Origin of the sequence: Halomonas elongata (assembly GCF_029081005.1) — a bacterium.
GTDB lineage: Bacteria > Pseudomonadota > Gammaproteobacteria > Pseudomonadales > Halomonadaceae > Halomonas > Halomonas elongata_B.
On record NZ_JAJQTQ010000004.1, the window covers coordinates 142,653 to 159,843 of the forward strand.

General features: G+C 58.1%; 13 protein-coding genes. 4 read left to right on the forward strand and 9 right to left on the reverse strand.

Going from position 1 to position 17,191, the window contains the following annotated elements; all coding sequences use genetic code 11:
* Positions 1-3: 3 nt before the first annotated feature.
* From LU493_RS04560 to LU493_RS04575, 4 genes are all read left to right on the forward strand, one after another.
* Positions 4-1,002 (forward strand): aldo/keto reductase, encoded by a 999-nt coding sequence (locus LU493_RS04560; RefSeq protein ID WP_275286607.1) that lies wholly within the window; start codon positions 4-6, stop codon positions 1,000-1,002.
* Positions 999-1,850, forward strand: a complete 852-nt coding sequence (locus LU493_RS04565; protein ID WP_275286608.1) for a fumarylacetoacetate hydrolase family protein — start codon at positions 999-1,001, stop codon at positions 1,848-1,850. Before LU493_RS04560 ends, LU493_RS04565 begins: the two co-directional genes overlap by 4 nt.
* A gap of 3 nt (positions 1,851-1,853) precedes the next feature.
* Positions 1,854-2,606, forward strand: a complete 753-nt coding sequence (locus tag LU493_RS04570) for an SDR family NAD(P)-dependent oxidoreductase (protein ID WP_275286609.1) — start codon at positions 1,854-1,856, stop codon at positions 2,604-2,606.
* A 1,253-nt stretch (positions 2,607-3,859) separates the two neighbouring features.
* Positions 3,860-4,576 carry a DUF3800 domain-containing protein gene (locus tag LU493_RS04575; protein ID WP_275286610.1) on the forward strand — a complete coding sequence of 239 codons (717 nt, stop codon included), beginning with the start codon at positions 3,860-3,862 and terminating at the stop codon, positions 4,574-4,576.
* Positions 4,577-5,834: 1,258 nt separating this feature from the next.
* On the opposite strand, the gene LU493_RS04580 is transcribed toward LU493_RS04575, so the two are convergent.
* From LU493_RS04580 to LU493_RS04620, 9 genes are all read right to left on the reverse strand, one after another.
* Complete coding sequence (locus LU493_RS04580) at positions 5,835-9,005, reverse strand: type I restriction endonuclease subunit R (protein WP_275286611.1); 3,171 nt, start codon at positions 9,003-9,005, stop codon at positions 5,835-5,837.
* A gap of 73 nt (positions 9,006-9,078) precedes the next feature.
* Positions 9,079-10,443, reverse strand: a complete 1,365-nt coding sequence (locus tag LU493_RS04585) for a restriction endonuclease subunit S (RefSeq protein ID WP_275286612.1) — start codon at positions 10,441-10,443, stop codon at positions 9,079-9,081.
* Positions 10,440-12,416 carry a type I restriction-modification system subunit M gene (locus LU493_RS04590; RefSeq protein ID WP_275286613.1) on the reverse strand — a complete coding sequence of 659 codons (1,977 nt, stop codon included), beginning with the start codon at positions 12,414-12,416 and terminating at the stop codon, positions 10,440-10,442. Before LU493_RS04590 ends, LU493_RS04585 begins: the two co-directional genes overlap by 4 nt.
* 523 nt (positions 12,417-12,939) lie before the next feature.
* Positions 12,940-13,233 (reverse strand): hypothetical protein, encoded by a 294-nt coding sequence (locus tag LU493_RS04595; protein WP_275286614.1) that lies wholly within the window; start codon positions 13,231-13,233, stop codon positions 12,940-12,942.
* Positions 13,233-15,485 carry a hypothetical protein gene (locus LU493_RS04600; RefSeq protein WP_275286615.1) on the reverse strand — a complete coding sequence of 751 codons (2,253 nt, stop codon included), beginning with the start codon at positions 15,483-15,485 and terminating at the stop codon, positions 13,233-13,235. The genes LU493_RS04595 and LU493_RS04600 overlap by 1 nt, the downstream gene beginning before the upstream one ends.
* The gene (locus tag LU493_RS04605) at positions 15,470-15,646 is read right to left on the reverse strand and encodes a hypothetical protein (RefSeq protein WP_275286616.1); all 177 of its coding nucleotides are present in this window, start codon (positions 15,644-15,646) and stop codon (positions 15,470-15,472) included. Before LU493_RS04605 ends, LU493_RS04600 begins: the two co-directional genes overlap by 16 nt.
* Positions 15,643-15,828, reverse strand: a complete 186-nt coding sequence (locus tag LU493_RS04610; RefSeq protein ID WP_275286617.1) for a hypothetical protein — start codon at positions 15,826-15,828, stop codon at positions 15,643-15,645. The genes LU493_RS04605 and LU493_RS04610 overlap by 4 nt, the downstream gene beginning before the upstream one ends.
* Positions 15,829-16,100: 272 nt before the next feature.
* Positions 16,101-16,319 carry a helix-turn-helix transcriptional regulator gene (locus LU493_RS04615; RefSeq protein WP_275286618.1) on the reverse strand — a complete coding sequence of 73 codons (219 nt, stop codon included), beginning with the start codon at positions 16,317-16,319 and terminating at the stop codon, positions 16,101-16,103.
* A 103-nt stretch (positions 16,320-16,422) separates the two neighbouring features.
* Positions 16,423-17,130: a hypothetical protein gene (locus LU493_RS04620; protein WP_275286619.1), complete on the reverse strand. Its 708-nt coding sequence runs from the start codon at positions 17,128-17,130 to the stop codon at positions 16,423-16,425.
* Positions 17,131-17,191: the final 61 nt, after the last annotated feature.

Genomic DNA, 17,191 nt, shown 5'->3' on the forward strand with positions numbered 1-17,191 from the left:
ACCGTGACCTCAGGACCTGTTGCCACTCGTTTGCCCGAGACACTCCGCGCCGCCTTCTCCACCTTGGGCTTTGGCACGGCGCAGTTTGGAAACATGGGGCGGGAAGTGAATGAGCGAGACTGCCTGGATGCTCTCGAGACCGGCTGGAACGCTGGGCTGCGATTCTTCGATACCGCCCCGCACTATGGGCTGGGTCTATCCGAGAAACGTCTCGGACAGTTCCTTCAGAACCGACCGCGTGAATCCTATGTGCTCTCGACGAAAGTCGGGCGTCTCCTGCGACCGAACCCGCAGCCGACGGGGTCGGATGCCGTCAATGGGTTCATGGTGTCTGACGAGCTTGCCCGGGTGCGTGACTATACCGCCGAGGGTGTTCGATGCAGTCTTGAGGCGTCGCTGGACCGCCTTGGTGTCGATTTCGTCGACATTCTCTGGATTCATGATCCGGAGGAGCCCACGGATCGTTTCGATGAAGCGATTGCCGGGGCGGTGCCGGAGTTGAACCGTTTGCGTGATGAAGGGGTCATCTCTGCCTGGGGCGTCGGCTCCAAGGATCCGGCCATGCTGCGCCGTTTCGTTGACCAAGCTGGCCCTGATCTGATCATGCTCGCCGGCAGATACACTCTGCTCGAGCAAGAGCGGGAAGGGTTGATGGCAGCCTGTCATGAACAGGGGGTCGGTGTTGTTGCTGTTGGCATCTTCAACTCGGGATTGTTGGCCAGGCCCAAGCCCGCGGAAGACGCATGGTATGAGTATGGACCTGCTCCTGAGTGGGCCCTGGATCGCGCTAGAGGGCTTGCCGTAGTGGCAAGTGAACATGGAGTGAGCCTGCCCGAGGCAGCATTGCAATTCCCATGGCGTCATCCCGCTGTCGTGAATGTCATGGCCGGTATGCGGACGCCGGCCCATGTGAAATCGAACCTCGAATTGGCGACAGCCAAGATTCCTGAAGCTTTTTGGAACGATCTGCAGGCCCGGGGCCTGCTCAAGGAGATAGTATGAGATTGGCACGACGTGGTGCGCCTGGTTATGAGCTCCCGCTCGTAGAAGTTGACGGGACCCTTTATGACGCCTCATGCGTCGGCGACTTCGGCCCCGATTTCTGGGCAGCAGGAGGGCCAGGGCAGCTCAGGTGCCTGTTGGACGAAGGGCATCTGACCCCCGTTACGGTCGATGAAAGTGTTCGTTACGGCGCTCCAGTGGCTACCGCTTCGGCAGTGATATGCATCGGTCAAAATTATGCGGCGCATGCCGCCGAATCCGGTGCCGAGCCGCCAAAAAACCCCATCGTCTTTTTCAAGACTCCCAACACCATCGCTGGCCCAAACGATGATGTCACCCTTGCCCGTGGTTCCGAGAAAACGGACTGGGAAGTAGAGCTTGCCATCGTCATTGGTAGCAGAGCGGCTTACTGCGACTCGATCGAGGACGCCGCCCGACATATCGGTGGATACGTGCTGGCCAATGACCTGTCCGAGCGAGCTTTTCAGTTCGATGTGTCGGGGGGGCAGTGGAGCAAGGGTAAATGCAGTCCTGGATACATGCCGCTCGGGCCATGGATTGTGACGGCTGATGAGTTCGATCCATCGGATGTTCGGCTCCGCTCATGGGTCAATGGCGAGGGGCGGCAGGACTCTCGCACCTCGGACATGATTTTCAGCTGTGCCGAGATCGTTCGGGATCTATCCCAGTATATGCAGCTCGAGCCGGGTGATGTGATCTCGACGGGTACTCCCCAGGGAGTGGCTGTTTCGGGGCGTTTCCGATATCTGCAGCCCGACGATGTGGTCGAGGTTGAAATTGATGGCCTGGGTCGGCAGCGGCAGATGTATCGTGCATGGAGGGCATGAGGAATGGCAGCGCGCTTTGAAAGTTTGGTGGCTCTCGTCACTGGTGGTGGTTCGGGCATCGGTAAAGCCATTGCCGATCTCCTGGCAGAGGAAGGAGCCAGTGTTGCCGTCCTGGATGTCGATCCCTCTTCTAGTCGGCACTATGGACTCGAATGCGATGTTGCGGATAGTGCATCGGTGGAGTGGGCGGTTCAAAAGGTAGTCGATGAGTTCGGTCGCCTGGACATTGTGGTGAACAATGCCGGGATCGGTGCCCAGGGAGACGTCTGTGCCAATTCGGATGAAGAGTGGGCCCGCTCCTGGGAGATCAATGTTGCCGGAATGGCGCGAGTCTCTCGGGCCGCGCTGCCGCATCTCCAGAAATCCGGTGTGGCTTCGATCACCAACATGGCCTCTATCGCTTCTACGGCGGGTCTGCCGCAAAGAGCGTTGTATTCGGCGACAAAAGGAGCTGTGCTGGCCCTGACTCGGGCGATGGCCGCGGATCATGTTCGTGACGGCGTTCGGGTGAACTGTGTGGCACCCGGTACGGCGGATACGCCATGGGTGGGCCGGCTTCTGCAGCAGGCTGCCGATCCGGCTGCCGAGCGTGTGGCTCTTGAAGCTCGCCAACCCCATGGACGACTTGTCAGTGCTGAGGAGGTCGCGCGTGCAGCGGCGTATCTGGCGGATCCGGACAACCGCTCGTCAGTGGGTGTGTGCCTCCCTGTGGACGGCGGCATGGACGCATTGCGACTGAGGTCAGGGTCTCACTGAGCGTTGGTCGGTGCTGTCGTGAGACAGCGAGGCGAGCCGGATGCGGCTCTACCATTGAGCTACAGTCAGGTGTCTGCCCGCAGCGATAGGTGGCCAAAAATGTTGACCAGAAAGCTGACCACACCATGCCCAAACCAGGCATATTCAGGCCCAATAAACAAAACAGTCGATCATAAGTAACTGTTTTCATTGGCCGTGTGGTGGGGTTTCGGTAATCGACCTTCTTGCCGTTCGAGAGATTGCCGACACGTCGTCGGCAATCATGCGGCACAGACGAAAAAAAGCCACCCGTGGAGGTGGCTTTCTTCTGGTAGTGGTGGAGGCGGCGTCCAACTAAAAGTCTTTTCATAATGCTGATATTTCTGGTTATTTTTGATTTTATGTCTAGATTATGCCCCCAGATATGCCCCCTTATAGACATTTCTGCCCCCGTCTCTGGCTCTTAAGACACGGCCTGCCAACCCCTACTTTTCCCTACCTGGCTGCCAGTAGCACTAGCCGTTGCTCGACCGATGCATATATGACGTTAGCCGCCCGGCCCGTCTGGTTTGTCCGTATAACGTCAAGGACGGCAACGCTGCTGCGTTCGTCGCTCCCTAGCAGGCTGTTTGGCCTATGGGGCGATGCCGGATTGACGTTTTCTGACGTAGCTGTTCGTAACCGGAGTCCTACCCTTCCGGCTTCTCGATGCCGACGCGTAGCAAGCCGAGATCACGACCGATGCAATCGCCCAGTTCCTACTGATCTTGGCGTTGGCTTGGGTAACGGTCCGGTGGCGCATAGTTGCGCCATGCTGGCCCGGTCCAGCTCGCCAAGATCGATAGGGGGGAAGCGGTTAGCTCGACCGTCTGCTTAGTATGGGCGTCCGGGAAAAGGGCGGGCATCTGGCTCAGCCGGCAGGGAGTCGCTAGCGCAGCGAGAAATTTGCCGGGCAGCATACGCCTAAGGAAGGATGACGGTCGCGTTCTCACTCCAATCCTTGGCTTGGGTAAAAATATTTTTTAATATCAAGAGGATAAGCAGAAACCGGCGTTTCCCATGCATGAGGCATGATAATAGACGTGGCGGTTTGGCTTGACGCTAGGCGATATCTTCCCCATCATTAGGTTGTGTGAGTAAGGCCTAGGTCACCGCGACAGCATTTGCATCGTAAGCGTACTGCTTTGTGCGCCGGCCCTAGGGGTCACACCCCTTTCTTAGGCCAATGCGTTTGCATTGGCCTTTTTATTTTCCGAATGAAGCCTATCTTGTGTATGCAGCGGTTAATTTTCTTGGATGAAAGTGGTGACCTAGGATGGAAGTTCGATGCTCCCTTTGGACAAGGTGGCTCTTCTAGGCACATCACTATTGCTAGCGCATTCACCTGCATAGACGCAAAAAAACACCTTGCTAGAACAGTTAAGAAGCTAAAAAAAGAAGCCGGTTGGCCTCCAAGAGAGGAAATGAAGTGGGTGGATATGCCTCACAGACTTCGTATAAAGTTTTGTCAAAGAGCAGTGCAGTTATGCGTTGACCACCCAACAATTGAATACCATGCAATTGTCGTAGCGAAGCAAGGGGTGTTTTCATGGCTTCGTAATGATGACTCCATGCTATACAACTACTTTATTAAGTGCTCTCTGCTAAATCCAATAACTTCATGTAGCAGGGTGACGCTTATACCCGACCCTAGAGGAATTGCTCCTAATTCAGGGAATCCTTTAGACATTTACCTCCGTCAAGCCATTTTTGAACACCAATTTCATGATGGGGGAGGTACTCAGCTTGGTATCAAGCAGATAGATAGCAGTGCAGAGATGGGCATTCAGTTTGCCGACATGCTAGCTGGAGCCATACAACTACATTACGAAGGAAAGACTTCCGACTATTACAATGTTTTGAGGCCTTGCCTATCAGGTTGCTTTGAGTATTTCTTTCAGAACGCTAGACGTGCAGCCGCACAAAGCTCTGTGATGCAAGCCCCTTACTGAAAATAGTGGACAATGTAGACCTCATGGGGTGACAGCCGAGAGCTGGTTGGCTGTTGCAATAGCCACATGGACATTCCACTTACCGCACCCAGTGCGCACCGCCTGCGAACCAGCATCGACCTTGGCATTCCTTAGCATCGGCGTGTCTCTCGCTCGCGTAGTGACCGAGGAAAATCCTTCGCGCCAGCGTCATGCATCCAGGGCAGGCGGCCAGCGTTTCAGGTTTAAGGTTTTTTCAGGTCGGTGGGGCTGATTTTTCAATTTCGCGGGAGTGAAAGTTTCACCTCGTCATCGATGTCCACGGCCTTGCGCCGGTAGGTACTCGACCTCCTCTTACTCCGCCCGCCAGACCGGGCGCCAGCAGCTCATGTCGCTGTGCCAGCCCCGCCTCCCCACGGCTTCCAACTCGCTTGCCATGACGCCAGGAAAAGTATCTCGATGTCAGGTTGCCGGTACAAGTTTTCACAAGCCAGGCGGGCGGCTGCGCCTTTTCTCCCGCTGTTCTGGACAGTGGTCGAGTATCCTATGTCCTGTTCCAAGGGGACTGGCGGAACCGGAGAAGAGGTTAATCGCCCATTGATGCAGTAAAGCCTCGACTGGCTCCAGTCCTTACGGCTCTAATTGCCGGTGGAGAGAGTCAGCCGAGGTCTAGCAGGTCCCACCTGGTACGACTCATAGGGGTACTGTTCCCCGGGAGTGGTTCACCAAGCTGGGCAGGCTCAGGATAGCAAGACTGGTCCCGACTAGAAATACAAAGGCATCCGAGCCCCCGGTCGAAGCCAAAGGCCAAGGGGGGGACTTCAGAACACCCTTTTGATATATCAGCGGCGAAATAGCGGCCAACGGCAGCGCCATCGTCGGAGGACGCGAACGCTCCAGGAGTCAGGAGTGACGATGACCGGGCGCGGGGGCGGTATGGGGAAGCGGGCGCAGCCGGTCTTGAGGTTATAGCGCCTCTCGGTCTCGACGTATCGCCTCGGCATGCTGTTGTCCTCTGGTTAAGCCATTTGCTACCAGCCTGCACGCTCAAGGCTGAGGCCTGCGAGGGCCAAGTATCTAAACCTGGTATCCGTTTCGTTTTACCGTTTCATTGCATCATCAGTCGCTGAAGAATCGAGAGCCGCTTGGTGCTTGTGCGCGGACGTATGCCTTGTAAACTGAATACTGCTTCCGTGCTGGTGAACCACGACCGGGGAATTGAGTCGTACCAGCCGGGAGCCTTACAACGCTTGAGCGCTGGAAGTCGCAGGTGCTGCACTTATTGATTGACTGAAGGTCGATGCTTCTCCAGCAGCAATCGCAGCACCAGGTGTCTCAGCTTTACCTCATTCTCCGACGTTTCCATTGCCCGTTCCGCCATGCTCTGGTGCTCGTGCATATCATCCAGCACCAAGTCCTGCAGTTTCTGCGGGAAGGAGCCGTGCATGATCTGGTTCGGGTCGTTGTTCAGCACCTGGTTCATCACCGATGCTTCGCGCTCCAGGCGTCCAACAAGGCCTTTGGCGTAATGGAGCTGGTCATCCTCGCTGATGTCGCTACCGAAGATCTCGTTCAGTGACTCGATGATCTCGGAAAGGCGCTTAGTCTCGGGGTCGTGGGCCTTGCCAGAGCCGACGGAAGTGACTGATGAGAGGTTGTACTCGCCCTGTGTGTCGCCCAGTTCCAACTGGTTCTCAGCCTGTTTGGTCAGCCGGTAATGGGTTAGCTCCAGTTCGGATACATCAATGTCTTCCTCCAGCCGCTCGATGCGCAGCATTGGGTGGAGGGCTCTAGCGAAGACGCAAAGCTGCTCCAGGTCGCGGTCGTCATAGAACACGATCTGGGAGAGGAACTCGTAGGCGCGAACAAAGCTCTGCAGGTCCTTGCGGAAGGTATCGAGGGTGTCGCGTTGCTCGCCGGCCTGTTTTAGGTCGTGCTCGGCGCGTTTCTGGGCCCGTTCATCGCCATTTTTCTCCGCTTCCCGGGCCTGTCTTCGGGCTTCCTGTACCTTCTTCTGGGCGTCGTCATAACGGGCCTTGAAGCGATCCTTGGCGGGCTGGCAAGCGTTGGTCAGGCGAGCTGATTTGGCCCTGGGGTCGAAGAACGCTGTAGCGAATGCCTCTACCTCGCTCCAGGTGTAGATGTCGGACTCGTTGAGCTTGTCGAACAGGTCGTAGACCACCTGGGCATCGGAGACGTTGGCTAGTTCGGTCTGCTGGTAATAGGGCTCGAAGGCGTCCTGGATATCCGAGGCGTCGTTGACGAAATCCAGGATGAAGGTTTCCTTGCCCGAGAAGACGCGGTTCAGACGGGACAGAGTCTGAACGCACTCCACGCCCTGCAGCTTCTTGTCCACGTACATTGCACAGAGCTTGGGCTGGTCGAAGCCGGTCTGGAACTTGTTGGCCACCAGCATCACGTTGTAATCGTCCGTGTCGAATGCCTCGGCGTGGTCGCGGCCGTGCAGGTCCGGATTGAGCAGCTTTCTGGTTTCGGTCACCGGCTCAGGGATTACATCGTCGGCGGGCACCTCGCCGGAGAACGCCACCAGCGGGAAGACATCCGGGTAGTTCTGCTCCTGAACATACTTGCGCATCGCCAGCATATAGCGCACCGCTTCCTGGCGGCTAGCCGTCACCACCATGGCCTTCGCCTGACCGTCGAGCAGGTGGCGCACGTTGGCGCGGAAGTGCTCAACGATGACTTCCACCTTCTGGTTGATGTTGTGTGGGTGCAACCGCACCCAGCGCGCTAGGGTGGCTGAAGCCTTGCGGGACTCGACTTCCTCTTCATCGCCATGGGGATGCGCCAACTTCCAGGCGACGTTATAGGTCACGTAGTTTTTGAGCACGTCCAGGATGAAGCCTTCCTCGATGGCCTGTCGCATGGAGTACAGGTGGAACGGCTCCGGGAGGTTGTCCTCGCTTGCCGGTTCGTGGGAGTTGGGCGGGCGCCCGAACAGCTCCAGCGTCTTGGCCTTGGGTGTTGCGGTGAAGGCGTAATAGCTCAACTGGGTGGGTGGCTTGCGTGAGGACACCGCTGCATCCAGCACTTCCTCCGCGCTGATTTCGCCTTCGTCGTATTCATCGCCACCGCCTAGTAGGGCCTTCAGTTTGGTGGCAGAGCTGCCGGTCTGGGAGGAATGGGCTTCGTCGGCGATGACCGCATAGCGGCCCTGGGCGAGCGCTTTATCCTTCTCCAGCGCATCGTAGAGCGCAGGGAAGGTCTGGATGGTGACCACGATGATGCGCGTGCCCTTGCGCAGCGCGTCGGCCAGCTGCTCAGACTTGCTCTGGGTGGTTTTCTCATCCCGGGTGATGGCCCGGACCATGCCCTCGGTGCGCTCGAACTGGCGAATGGTGTTCTGGAGCTGGCTATCGAGCACCGTGCGGTCGGTGATGACGATGACCGAGTTGAACAGCTTGGCGTCGTTGTCGTCGTAGAGGCCGGCGAGCTGGTGCGCCGTCCAGGCAATGGAGTTGGACTTGCCGGAGCCGGCGCTGTGCTGGATCAGGTAACGCTCGCCGGCGCCTTCCTTGCGGGTCGTCTCGATGAGCCGGTTGACCACTTCCCGCTGGTGATAGCGCGGGAAGATCAGCGCTTCCTTTTTCTGAATGTTGCCGTGGAAGTCTTCCTCTTCCTTCTGCTCCAGGTGCAGGAATCGCTGCAGGATCCGCAGCCAGGCATCCGGGGCGAAGACGTCGTTCCAGAGATAGCCGGTGGCGTATTCGTTGGGATCGGTCGGTGTCGGGTTACCCGCCGCACCTTCCGGGGTGCCCTTGTCGAACGGCAGAAAGCCCGTGTCCTTGCCGGCCAGGCGGGTCGTCATGGCCACCCGGTCCTGGCTGACGGCAAAGTGCACCAGCGCGCCGGTCTTGAACGCCAGCAACGGCTCCACCTGCTTGTTGGTGGGCGCCTTCAGCGGCCGGTCGTCCTGGTACTGGCGCTTGGCCCGCTCCACGGACTGCTTGAACTCGCTCTTGAGCTCCAGTGTGGCCGTGGGAATGCCGTTGACGAACAGCACCAGGTCCAGACGGGGGTTGTAATTCTCTCCGGCATGGGGCGAGTAGGAGACTTCCGGTACCACGCGCAGCCGGTTGGCGTGGTAGCGCTGCTCAGACTCCGGGTTCATGCCGTGATCGGGTTTGAAGGCACAGGCCTCGATGTAGTGGCCAGGCAGACGCACCGGATTGCGCAGCACGAAGAGCGTACCCTTCTTGCGCCGTTCCCGATCCACCGCCAAGCACAGTTGGCGCTCCGGATCCCCTGGGTAGGCCTTGGCGAATTTCTGCCAGCGGTCCGGGTAGGCCTCCTTGAAGAAACCCACCAGGTCCTGGGTGTAGAGGGCCAGCCCCCGGTCATAACCGTCCGTCGTACCGGTCTGCCACCCCTGGGTGGTCATCTCGTTGATGATGTCCTTCTGGAACTGGTGCTCTCGTTCGTCGGCCATGACGTTATATGTTCCCTGATTTTACCGAATTGCGCCCCACTGTAGACCATAAGCCGCATTCCTTGAATTGGGCTCAGGCCGGCGTTTCTTCGCTGGGAGTGGATTGGGGGAGGGTTTCAGAAACCGGCGGTTCCCATTCGCGGACATCGATCTTGCCGGTGACGGCGGCGGAGATAAGTGCAGAACGGCGCTCTCGCAGTAGCTCGATGCCCATCACTGCCTTGTCTAATAATTTGGCTACAGAGCGCATAGATGTATTTAAAGTCTCAACAATTTTAATTTGCTCCTGTTTTGGAGGGAGGGGGACCTTGATACTGGAAACAATTTCCGGATTGAGGTTGTCCATTGTAGAGCCGACGGATTCAAGCTTGAGGCGCTCCCTAAAGGCGCTAGTTCTTATCAATTCTGAGAGAAAGTTTGAGTTCACCTTATCGCCTAAAGAAATCTTCATTGAACCGGTGCCACATAGCCAACCTTCTTGGTACTCATGGACCACCGCACAACGCCCCATTTCTCCACGACGACCGACAATGAGGTCCCCAGCAGAAAGCTTATGATGAGAAAGCCTTAAGACTACATCGTCGCGCACTGAAAGATAGTTGTCTGGGACAATTTGGCCGTCCTTAATGTTCGCTGGATTGATAACTGGTACCCCTGATTCAACGTACTCGTGAGCATGAAGTTGGCTTCCAAAAGGACCAGTCTGAACTTTTTCTGCAATCAAACCTATGGGAACAAGTTCCCAATGCTCCGGAACCTTTCTAAGCCACTCCACCCCGGAATCCTTCATCGCCACATCCGGGTCCAGCCCCTTGGTCACGGCATGGGAAATCACCGCCTGGCGCTTTTCCTTGAGCAGATCGATCAGGCGTTGCTGTTCGGTGATCAGGGCGTCGATGCGGGCAGTTTGGTAGTCTAGGAAGCGGGTGATTTGGGTTTGTTCCTCATTAGAAGGAGGAATGGTCAAACTTAAATTCTCTACTTGCTCGGAGGATACTGCCTCGAAGGTGCTGCCAGTTGCAATAGAGTCAAAAGCTGGACCTGCCGAGGAGAGTGCCCAGGATAACAAGCTCCTGTTCGTTCTCTGACCTGGTGAGATTGCACACAAGCCACGTCCAATTCCGTACTCTCGATCAGCGACATTTAAGGCTCCAACAGGGGCTCTGACAGAAAGCAAAATGTCACCAGCATGAGCATGTTTTTTAGCTGTTTGGCAGTAGAGCTTAGCCGTTGGGCTCTTCAGTCCAAATTCTGCATTGCCCTGAAGAAAAGGTATCGCATCCAGGCTTTCGTTATCCGTGTAATCACTAGAATCGGGAGACTGCCCCATATTCACGGAAGCAGCATGTTTTAAGCGGGTTACCCTCCAATGGCTAGGCACTTCACCAAGCCAATCAGCTCCAGTCGCCTTGTACTCTGGATAACTCGGATAGCTCATACCGCCATCTCCTCAATCATCCGTTTGATCGTATCCGTGCATTCCTTGAGGTCCGCGTCGATGTCTTCCAGCGGCCTGGGTGGCTCGAACACGTAGAAGTGGCGGTTGAAGGGGATCTCGTAGCCGACGATGCCGACTTCGCCGTCCTTCTCATCCGTCTTGGACTCATCGATCCAGGCGTCCGGCACATGGGGCAGGACTTCGCGCTCGAAGTAGTCGTAGACGGACTCGCCGAGCGGGACGTTTTCGTTATCCCGCAGATCCGGATCGGCTTCCAGGTTGCCTTTCTTATCCCGGCAGTAGTCGGCCACCGGGTCGTGCTCGCCCAGCGCCTTCCAGATGTTCTTGAGTTGGGCCGTACTGGGGTAGAAAGTGGCTCTGGTACATTTACCCTTGAGCGCTTCCAGGAAGGCTTCGCGGTTGTGGTAGAGGGTGTCGCCCAGGCTCTCGCAGGCGCTGACTAGGTTGGCCTGGTCGGCCTCGGGGAGCTTCTGGAAGAACTTTTCGCCCTTCATCCGCTCGATGCGCTCGGGTGAGGCCTGGAAGTTGAGCTGTAGCGGGCGTTCCACGGTGATTCGGCGGTAGCCGAAGGCCTCGGTCGGGAAGATCTTGCTCTCGTCCGTCTCTTCGAACCGGCCGTACAGGCGCACGATCTCGTCCTGCTCGGACTCGGGGATGTAGTTGCGCTTGCTGCCCAGTGATTTGCGCATCTTGGCGTAGCGATCCGCCGCATTGATGAGCTGGACCTTGTTGCGCCGCTGCTCGGGCTTGTCGTTGGACAGCACCCAGACGTAGGTGTTGATGCCGGTGTTGAAGAACGAGTCCGACGGCAGCGCGATAATGGCCTCCACTAGGTCGTGCTCCAGCATGTAGCGTCGAATCTCGGATTCACCACTACCGGCGCCACCGGTGAACAGCGGCGAGCCGTTGAGGATGATGCCAATACGCGAGCCGCCCTTGTCAGCCGGGCGCATCTTGGCGACTAGATGCATGAGAAACAGTAGCGAGCCGTCCGAGACTCTTGGCAGGCCGGGGCCGAAGCGCCCCTCATAACCGCGCTCCTTGTGTTCCTTCTGGACCTTGTCCTGCACTTTCTTCCAGTCCACGCCGAAAGGCGGATTACTGAGCATGACATCGAACGTCTGACCGCGCAGTTGATCGTCCGAGAGCGTGTTACCAAGCTTGATGTTCTCGACCTTCTCGCCCTTGATGAGCATGTCGCCCACGCAGATGGCGTAGGACTCGGGGTTGAGTTCCTGGCCGCTGACAGAGACATTCACCTGGTCGCTGATGGACTGCACGTAGTGTTCCGCCTCTGAGAGGAATCCGCCTGTTCCGCAGGTCGGGTCGTAGATGGTCAGAATCTTGCCCGGCTGCAGCTGGTCTTCCTCACCAGTCATCACCAGGGAGGTGGCCAAGTGAACGATGTCGCGGGGGGTGAAGTGTTCCCCGGCTGTGTCGTTGGAACTCTCCGCGAACTTGCGGATCAGCTCCTCGAATACACTGCCCATGCCAAAGTTGGATATACGCTTCGGGCTCAGGTCCACCGCCGCAAACTCCTGGACGACCTGATACAGCAGGTGGCTGCTTTCCAGCTGCTGGACGAAGTCCTCGAAGTTGAAGTGCTCGAAGATCGCTCGGGCCTGAGCACTGAACGAGTGCACATAGCTCATCAGGTCTTCGCCGGTCTGCGTGTCTGACAGGGACGCCAGCCTCAGCGGGGAGTTGTTGTAGAACGGCTGGTCAGCGGCGCGGTGCAGCAGGCGGTCCTTGGCGGTTTCCGATTTGTCCGCGTGCTGTTTGGCGGCGTCCAGCACCGCCTCCTTCGTTGGCTCCAGGACGCATTCCATCCGGCGTAGCAGGGTGAACGGCAGGATGATGCGGCCGTACTGGGACTGTCTGAAGTCGCCACGTAATAGCTCAGCGATGGACCAGATGAAGGATGCGATTCCGGAGTGGTTTTCCGTGTTCATTGGAGCTCCGTGCAAAGGGGTGTTGGGTCGGTGCGATCCACCCTGGGATGTTCGTGGCGCAGGCCTCAAAGGAGAGCTGCAGATGGTTTTTCTGTATTATACGCCAGCAATCTGGTGCCAGAGAGCCATCCACTATGGTGGGCAACTGTATCCCCCTGGAAACCTCCCTTCAATGTCGCTGTCCACGTCGAGTTGATCGGCCATCGCACTATCAGTGACAGTGACGCTCTGCTGGGTGAAGCCTCCGACAGCAACGGCGTAAGGCCCGCTTTTGCGAAACATTTGCGTCGATCAAGGTGCTCTGCATCGAGCTCGACATTCACTACCCAGTTGGTTCCGCACCGTGGCGCGGCAGCGGACCATGGGTAGGGTCAACCCCAATACGAAGGCCCTGCTCGGCGGCTTCGGTCATACTGGCGTGGGTGATCGTCATCATAGTGGATGCATCTATTCGGTCGCCTGTTCTGTGTTTGCTCTGAATAGGGAAAGGCCCGCCTCAACGGGCCTGTTCTCGACGTGGTGATCAGGGTTCCACGGTGGCATCGGACCAGCGGGCTCGGGCAGCGGCCAGCGCCTCTTCAGGTGACATTAGCTTGCCGACCATGGTGGCGATGGGCTTGCCGCCTTGGATCACACGCCATGCAAGCCGCTTGTCACTGTTCGCTGGCGCCAGCTCTTGCAGCAGCTCGGCCTTGTGCGACTTGATCCAGACGCGGGTTTCTTCGGTGATGTTCTCGGCAGGCCAGACGTAAAGGCGGCCACCAGGCAGGGGCCCGGCCTCCAATTCGTGAGCCTTGAGGTAGTCGAGCGCAGCCATTAGAACTCCTCCCCGGACACCTTGGGCCAATAATTTTCTTCAGCCGAAGTCCCAGAAGTCACAAAGTCACACCCTCGACCATTCGAACTGTGACTTTGTGACATGGGGGACATTGGTTCAGGAACGTTTTTCCCGATCCTCCAGCGGATGACACCGCCACCCCCCTTACCGAGACTCTTGCACTCTATCCCGAGTTGTCGCAGAGCGGGCGCTGATCGGCGCATCGCATCACCAAGCCCTTTGCCGGACCGTGGCCAGGCATCGGCTCCTGTCGGCTTGTAGTCGGCGAGGATGGCCAGCCAGCGCTTGGCCGGTTCGTCTCGTGTTTCGCCAGGATGGATCTCGGCCCAATCGCGAATGGCCGTCGCCACCGGGCTGGCTTCGAGTGTGCGCTCGAGGCCGTCTTGCCGTGCCGCTGTGAACTCGGCCATGAAGTCTTCGGGGTCGCGTCCCATCGCCTTGGCTACAGCCATGCCAAGATAAGCGAACTCGACCAGCCTTGGGCGTCGGTGCGTGGGTAGCCCCATGTCGGGCAGTTGCTTGAGCGCCTTGGATGCTATATCCAGCAAGCCGCCGATGATCTTTGGCCGGTTGGCCTCGAAGTCGGCATCCATTCGGTCCTTGGCCTGGGCATCCTGAATCACCGGCAACTCGATGGTGATGGTTCGGCTTACCAGGTCTTGCTGAGTGACAGCAGCCGATATGCCGTTGAGGATGATGGGGCGCTTGAGCTGGATGACGCTCTCATCACCATCGGTGTAGAGTTTGCGCCGGGCGAAGCCACCACCCGTGGCCACAACGCACATGGCATCCTGCAAAGGTGCTGGCAAGTGGCTGGCGTTTTCGATGCTGATGACATGGTTTACGCCTCCGCTGACGAACAGGTCTTCGGCAGACTTGGGCGTTCCACGCAGGTCGGCGGCGTTGGGGTCGATCAACCGTCGCAATGCAGCTTGAGTGCCGCTTTTCCCGCTGCCTTGCTCACCCAGCAGCTCGATGATCGGGTAGGGTGTGTCGGGGCGCAGGCACTCGACCAGCCAGGCCACAACGATGATCCGGGCATTCTCGGGGATGTTAGCCACGCGCCATAGCGGCTCGATGCTGCCATTACTCAGAGGCTCTGGGAGCGTGTCAGCGCTTTCCGACCGGCAGAACATTAGTTCGCTTTGCTCTTCAATAGTCCAGGCGCCGGAACGTAGGTGAATACAGCGACTACTGCCCGCAATGCCAAGATCCAGCCAGTAGTGGCCATCACCGCCGGCCGAGCGGATGTAGACGGTGCGATGCTCCTTCATCGCAATACCTTCGAGCGTCATACGCGCTTCCCGCAGAGCCTGATCCTTCACCGCCTTTTCGTGCTGGGCGTAGAACTCGGCGGTCAACCAATGGCGAAAGGCGCGACTGCCGATGGACCATACCTCACCTGTGCCGCGATGCCGGGCATAAGCCACGTCATTGTCGTCATGGAATAGGTCGTTCCAGGTCTGGACGAATGCCACGATCAGATCGGTTTGCGACTGCTTCTTGTCGTGCTCTTCGTTGCCCTTCTCTTCCTGTAACTGGGTATCTGGAGCCTGTTCACGGGTAGCCTGTAGCTGCTCCTTGACGGCTTGGAGCCCTTCTCCCTGGCGAACGTCGCTCCAGTCCTTGCACGTGGCTGGGCAGGCCCACTTGATCCCAGCCCGTTCGGCGGCACGATGCCCCGCCTCGTCATTGTCCACGGCGGCTAGCAGTTCGGCGCGACCAGCAGCAGTGCGCAGCACCTTGACGACGCTGGCCACCATCATCTCCCCAACACAGCAGGCAACGGGGTGCCCGGTGGCCGCATGGATCGAGTAGCCGTCAGCCAGGCCGGCACAGACGATCAACGGCCCTGACAGGCTCAGCAGGTCCGCCGGCACGAAGCCAATGGGAGTGAAGGTGCCGGACACCTTGCTTCCCGGTGTCGTGAACTTGTCACCCGGTTTGGCGTCCTCAGACTTCTGTATCTTCTCCGGCAAGATTCGCTCGAAGCCGGCAGACGCACCGGCAGCATCCACCAGCTCCCGAAGGATTATCGATCCGCGCCAGTCCTCGGCGCCATGGCATCGCACCTCGCCCGTCTCGACGGTGACGCTTGTCTGGCAAACCGCGTGCAGGTCAGCCAGGGCGATCTCCTTGCGTTCTAGGTAGGGGTGGCCATAATGGTCGGTGTTGTGACTGTTATGCGCCTGCCCCTGCCGGGGGGCGGGCGCTTTCATTTGTTCGGCCATTCGCCTTCCCCCATCTCCCTGACCAGTTTCTCCAGGCGCTCGACGTAGCTCATGAGCATCCATGTGCCGACGGTGGCTTTGCCCATGTACTGAGCACGTGCCAAGTCGTCGCGGATGTCAGCAGCCAAGCTTTCAAGCTTGATACGCTCGCGATCATTCATGACGCCTCCTCCTTGCCGGCAATGCTGGCTTCCAGGCGGCGGGCTTTGGTCATGTGATGGTTGTAGCGCTTCAGGCGAGTGCAAGCGCTGGAATCGGCAAATAGTGCGGCGCGTGCCATGGCCCGATGGGCGGCAGCGCGTGCAGATGGATTGCGGGTAGGGGATAGGCGTGAGATTGACATGGGTAACGCTCCTTGAGTTGAGGAGTCGTCCCCGGATGCCGCCAAGCACCGGATGGGGGCGACTGTACGCGAGTTGGCGGACCGGCACTCAAGGAAACCGGCATGCCCGAAGGCATCACGCGCACAGCCGCCATAACGCATGGCAGGCACAAAAAAAGCGCCCGTCATGATGGTGGCGCTCGTGCGCCTTGAGTGATCCGATCCGCCAAGATCGGCTGCCGATTTTGCGGCAGCACGAGGATAGTAGGCGTGGGCGCTAGTCGTGGTCAACATTACGCTGCACCCCCTTGGTTGCGGCTGGCCTCGATACGCTGCTCAATCCACTCATTGATTTCAGACTCGACCCAGGCAACAGCGCGCGGGCTAATCTGAATCGGAGAAGGAAAGTCGCCGGCATTGATGAGTCGATGCAGTGTGGTATTCGAGATGCCACAGCGTTGCAGCACCTCGGGACGGCGGATGAGGGTGGAAGACTGGTTGGTTTTGGTCACGCTTGGTTCCTCACGGAATGAATGCATGACCAAGGTTAGGATTACGGAAGCGCCCTAAAAATGTGCGCGTGTACGGAAAAAGGGGGTTTCCGTACGGGAGAGGTTATTTTCTGGGTGGTCGTCCTGGCTTTGTGGCGTAGTCTGGAGCCACTTTGCTAATCGTTGCTCGTATCTTGTCGAGTGACTTTGGCCAGTGTTTATGAGGGCCTTCGTCGCCTTGGCCCTGACGTTCCTCGGCCTCCTTCACAACGTCGTCGTGGACCATGCTTGCCACCTCGCCAATACGAAGTTCCTTGGCGTGGTCCTCCGCCCATATCTCGCTGGCGCGTTCCCTCATCCACTGTTTGCCACGTTCCCGCTCGGCATCGACGCTCCAGAATCCTGTCTGGCGCCGAATGTCTGCAATGGCGTGCCTCGACATCTCGGCGTGGCGATTTTTGTCTGGCATCGTCAGCTTGCCGTAGAAGTAGCCGGCCAGCAGGAGACGATGCCCATTGCTCAGACGCTCAAGTTCTTGGTCTGTAGCGCTATGCTGAATTTCCTGCACAAGCTTTAGGCAGAGGTCAGCGGCATACTCCGTGGCGGGTGCTTGCTCATCGCTGGATCGGGCCATTTGCACCAGCTCGCTTACCATCTGGGCAAGTACGTCGCGACCGTGTAGTAGACCGTCAGGGCTAGTAAGCGACAACTCGTCAGCCATTGTCTTTGGCGGTGGGGTGTTCATTGCTCCGGCAATTAGACCTCGGTCGCTTCCATGGCGTTGGACTTTGTCAGGTATGTCGAGCCCAAACGTCTGCTCGTTATCAGACATCGCGCTACTCCTCACGCACTCCAGATGGGGAAGGCTGGCAGGCGTGGTGGAGTTGCCACGC

What these genes read in the sequence shown, in the direction of transcription:
- LU493_RS04570 (WP_275286609.1), top strand. Translation starts at nt 1,854, where the DNA reads ATGGCAGCGCGCTTTGAAAGTTTGGTGGCTCTCGTCACTGGTGGTGGT.
- LU493_RS04610 (WP_275286617.1), bottom strand. Translation starts at nt 15,828, where the DNA reads ATGTCAATCTCACGCCTATCCCCTACCCGCAATCCATCTGCACGCGCT.
- LU493_RS04580 (WP_275286611.1), bottom strand. Translation starts at nt 9,005, where the DNA reads ATGGCCGACGAACGAGAGCACCAGTTCCAGAAGGACATCATCAACGAG.
- LU493_RS04600 (WP_275286615.1), bottom strand. Translation starts at nt 15,485, where the DNA reads ATGGCCGAACAAATGAAAGCGCCCGCCCCCCGGCAGGGGCAGGCGCAT.
- LU493_RS04620 (WP_275286619.1), bottom strand. Translation starts at nt 17,130, where the DNA reads ATGTCTGATAACGAGCAGACGTTTGGGCTCGACATACCTGACAAAGTC.
- LU493_RS04590 (WP_275286613.1), bottom strand. Translation starts at nt 12,416, where the DNA reads ATGAACACGGAAAACCACTCCGGAATCGCATCCTTCATCTGGTCCATC.
- LU493_RS04585 (WP_275286612.1), bottom strand. Translation starts at nt 10,443, where the DNA reads ATGAGCTATCCGAGTTATCCAGAGTACAAGGCGACTGGAGCTGATTGG.
- LU493_RS04565 (WP_275286608.1), top strand. Translation starts at nt 999, where the DNA reads ATGAGATTGGCACGACGTGGTGCGCCTGGTTATGAGCTCCCGCTCGTA.
- LU493_RS04605 (WP_275286616.1), bottom strand. Translation starts at nt 15,646, where the DNA reads ATGAATGATCGCGAGCGTATCAAGCTTGAAAGCTTGGCTGCTGACATC.
- LU493_RS04595 (WP_275286614.1), bottom strand. Translation starts at nt 13,233, where the DNA reads ATGGCTGCGCTCGACTACCTCAAGGCTCACGAATTGGAGGCCGGGCCC.
- LU493_RS04575 (WP_275286610.1), top strand. Translation starts at nt 3,860, where the DNA reads ATGCAGCGGTTAATTTTCTTGGATGAAAGTGGTGACCTAGGATGGAAG.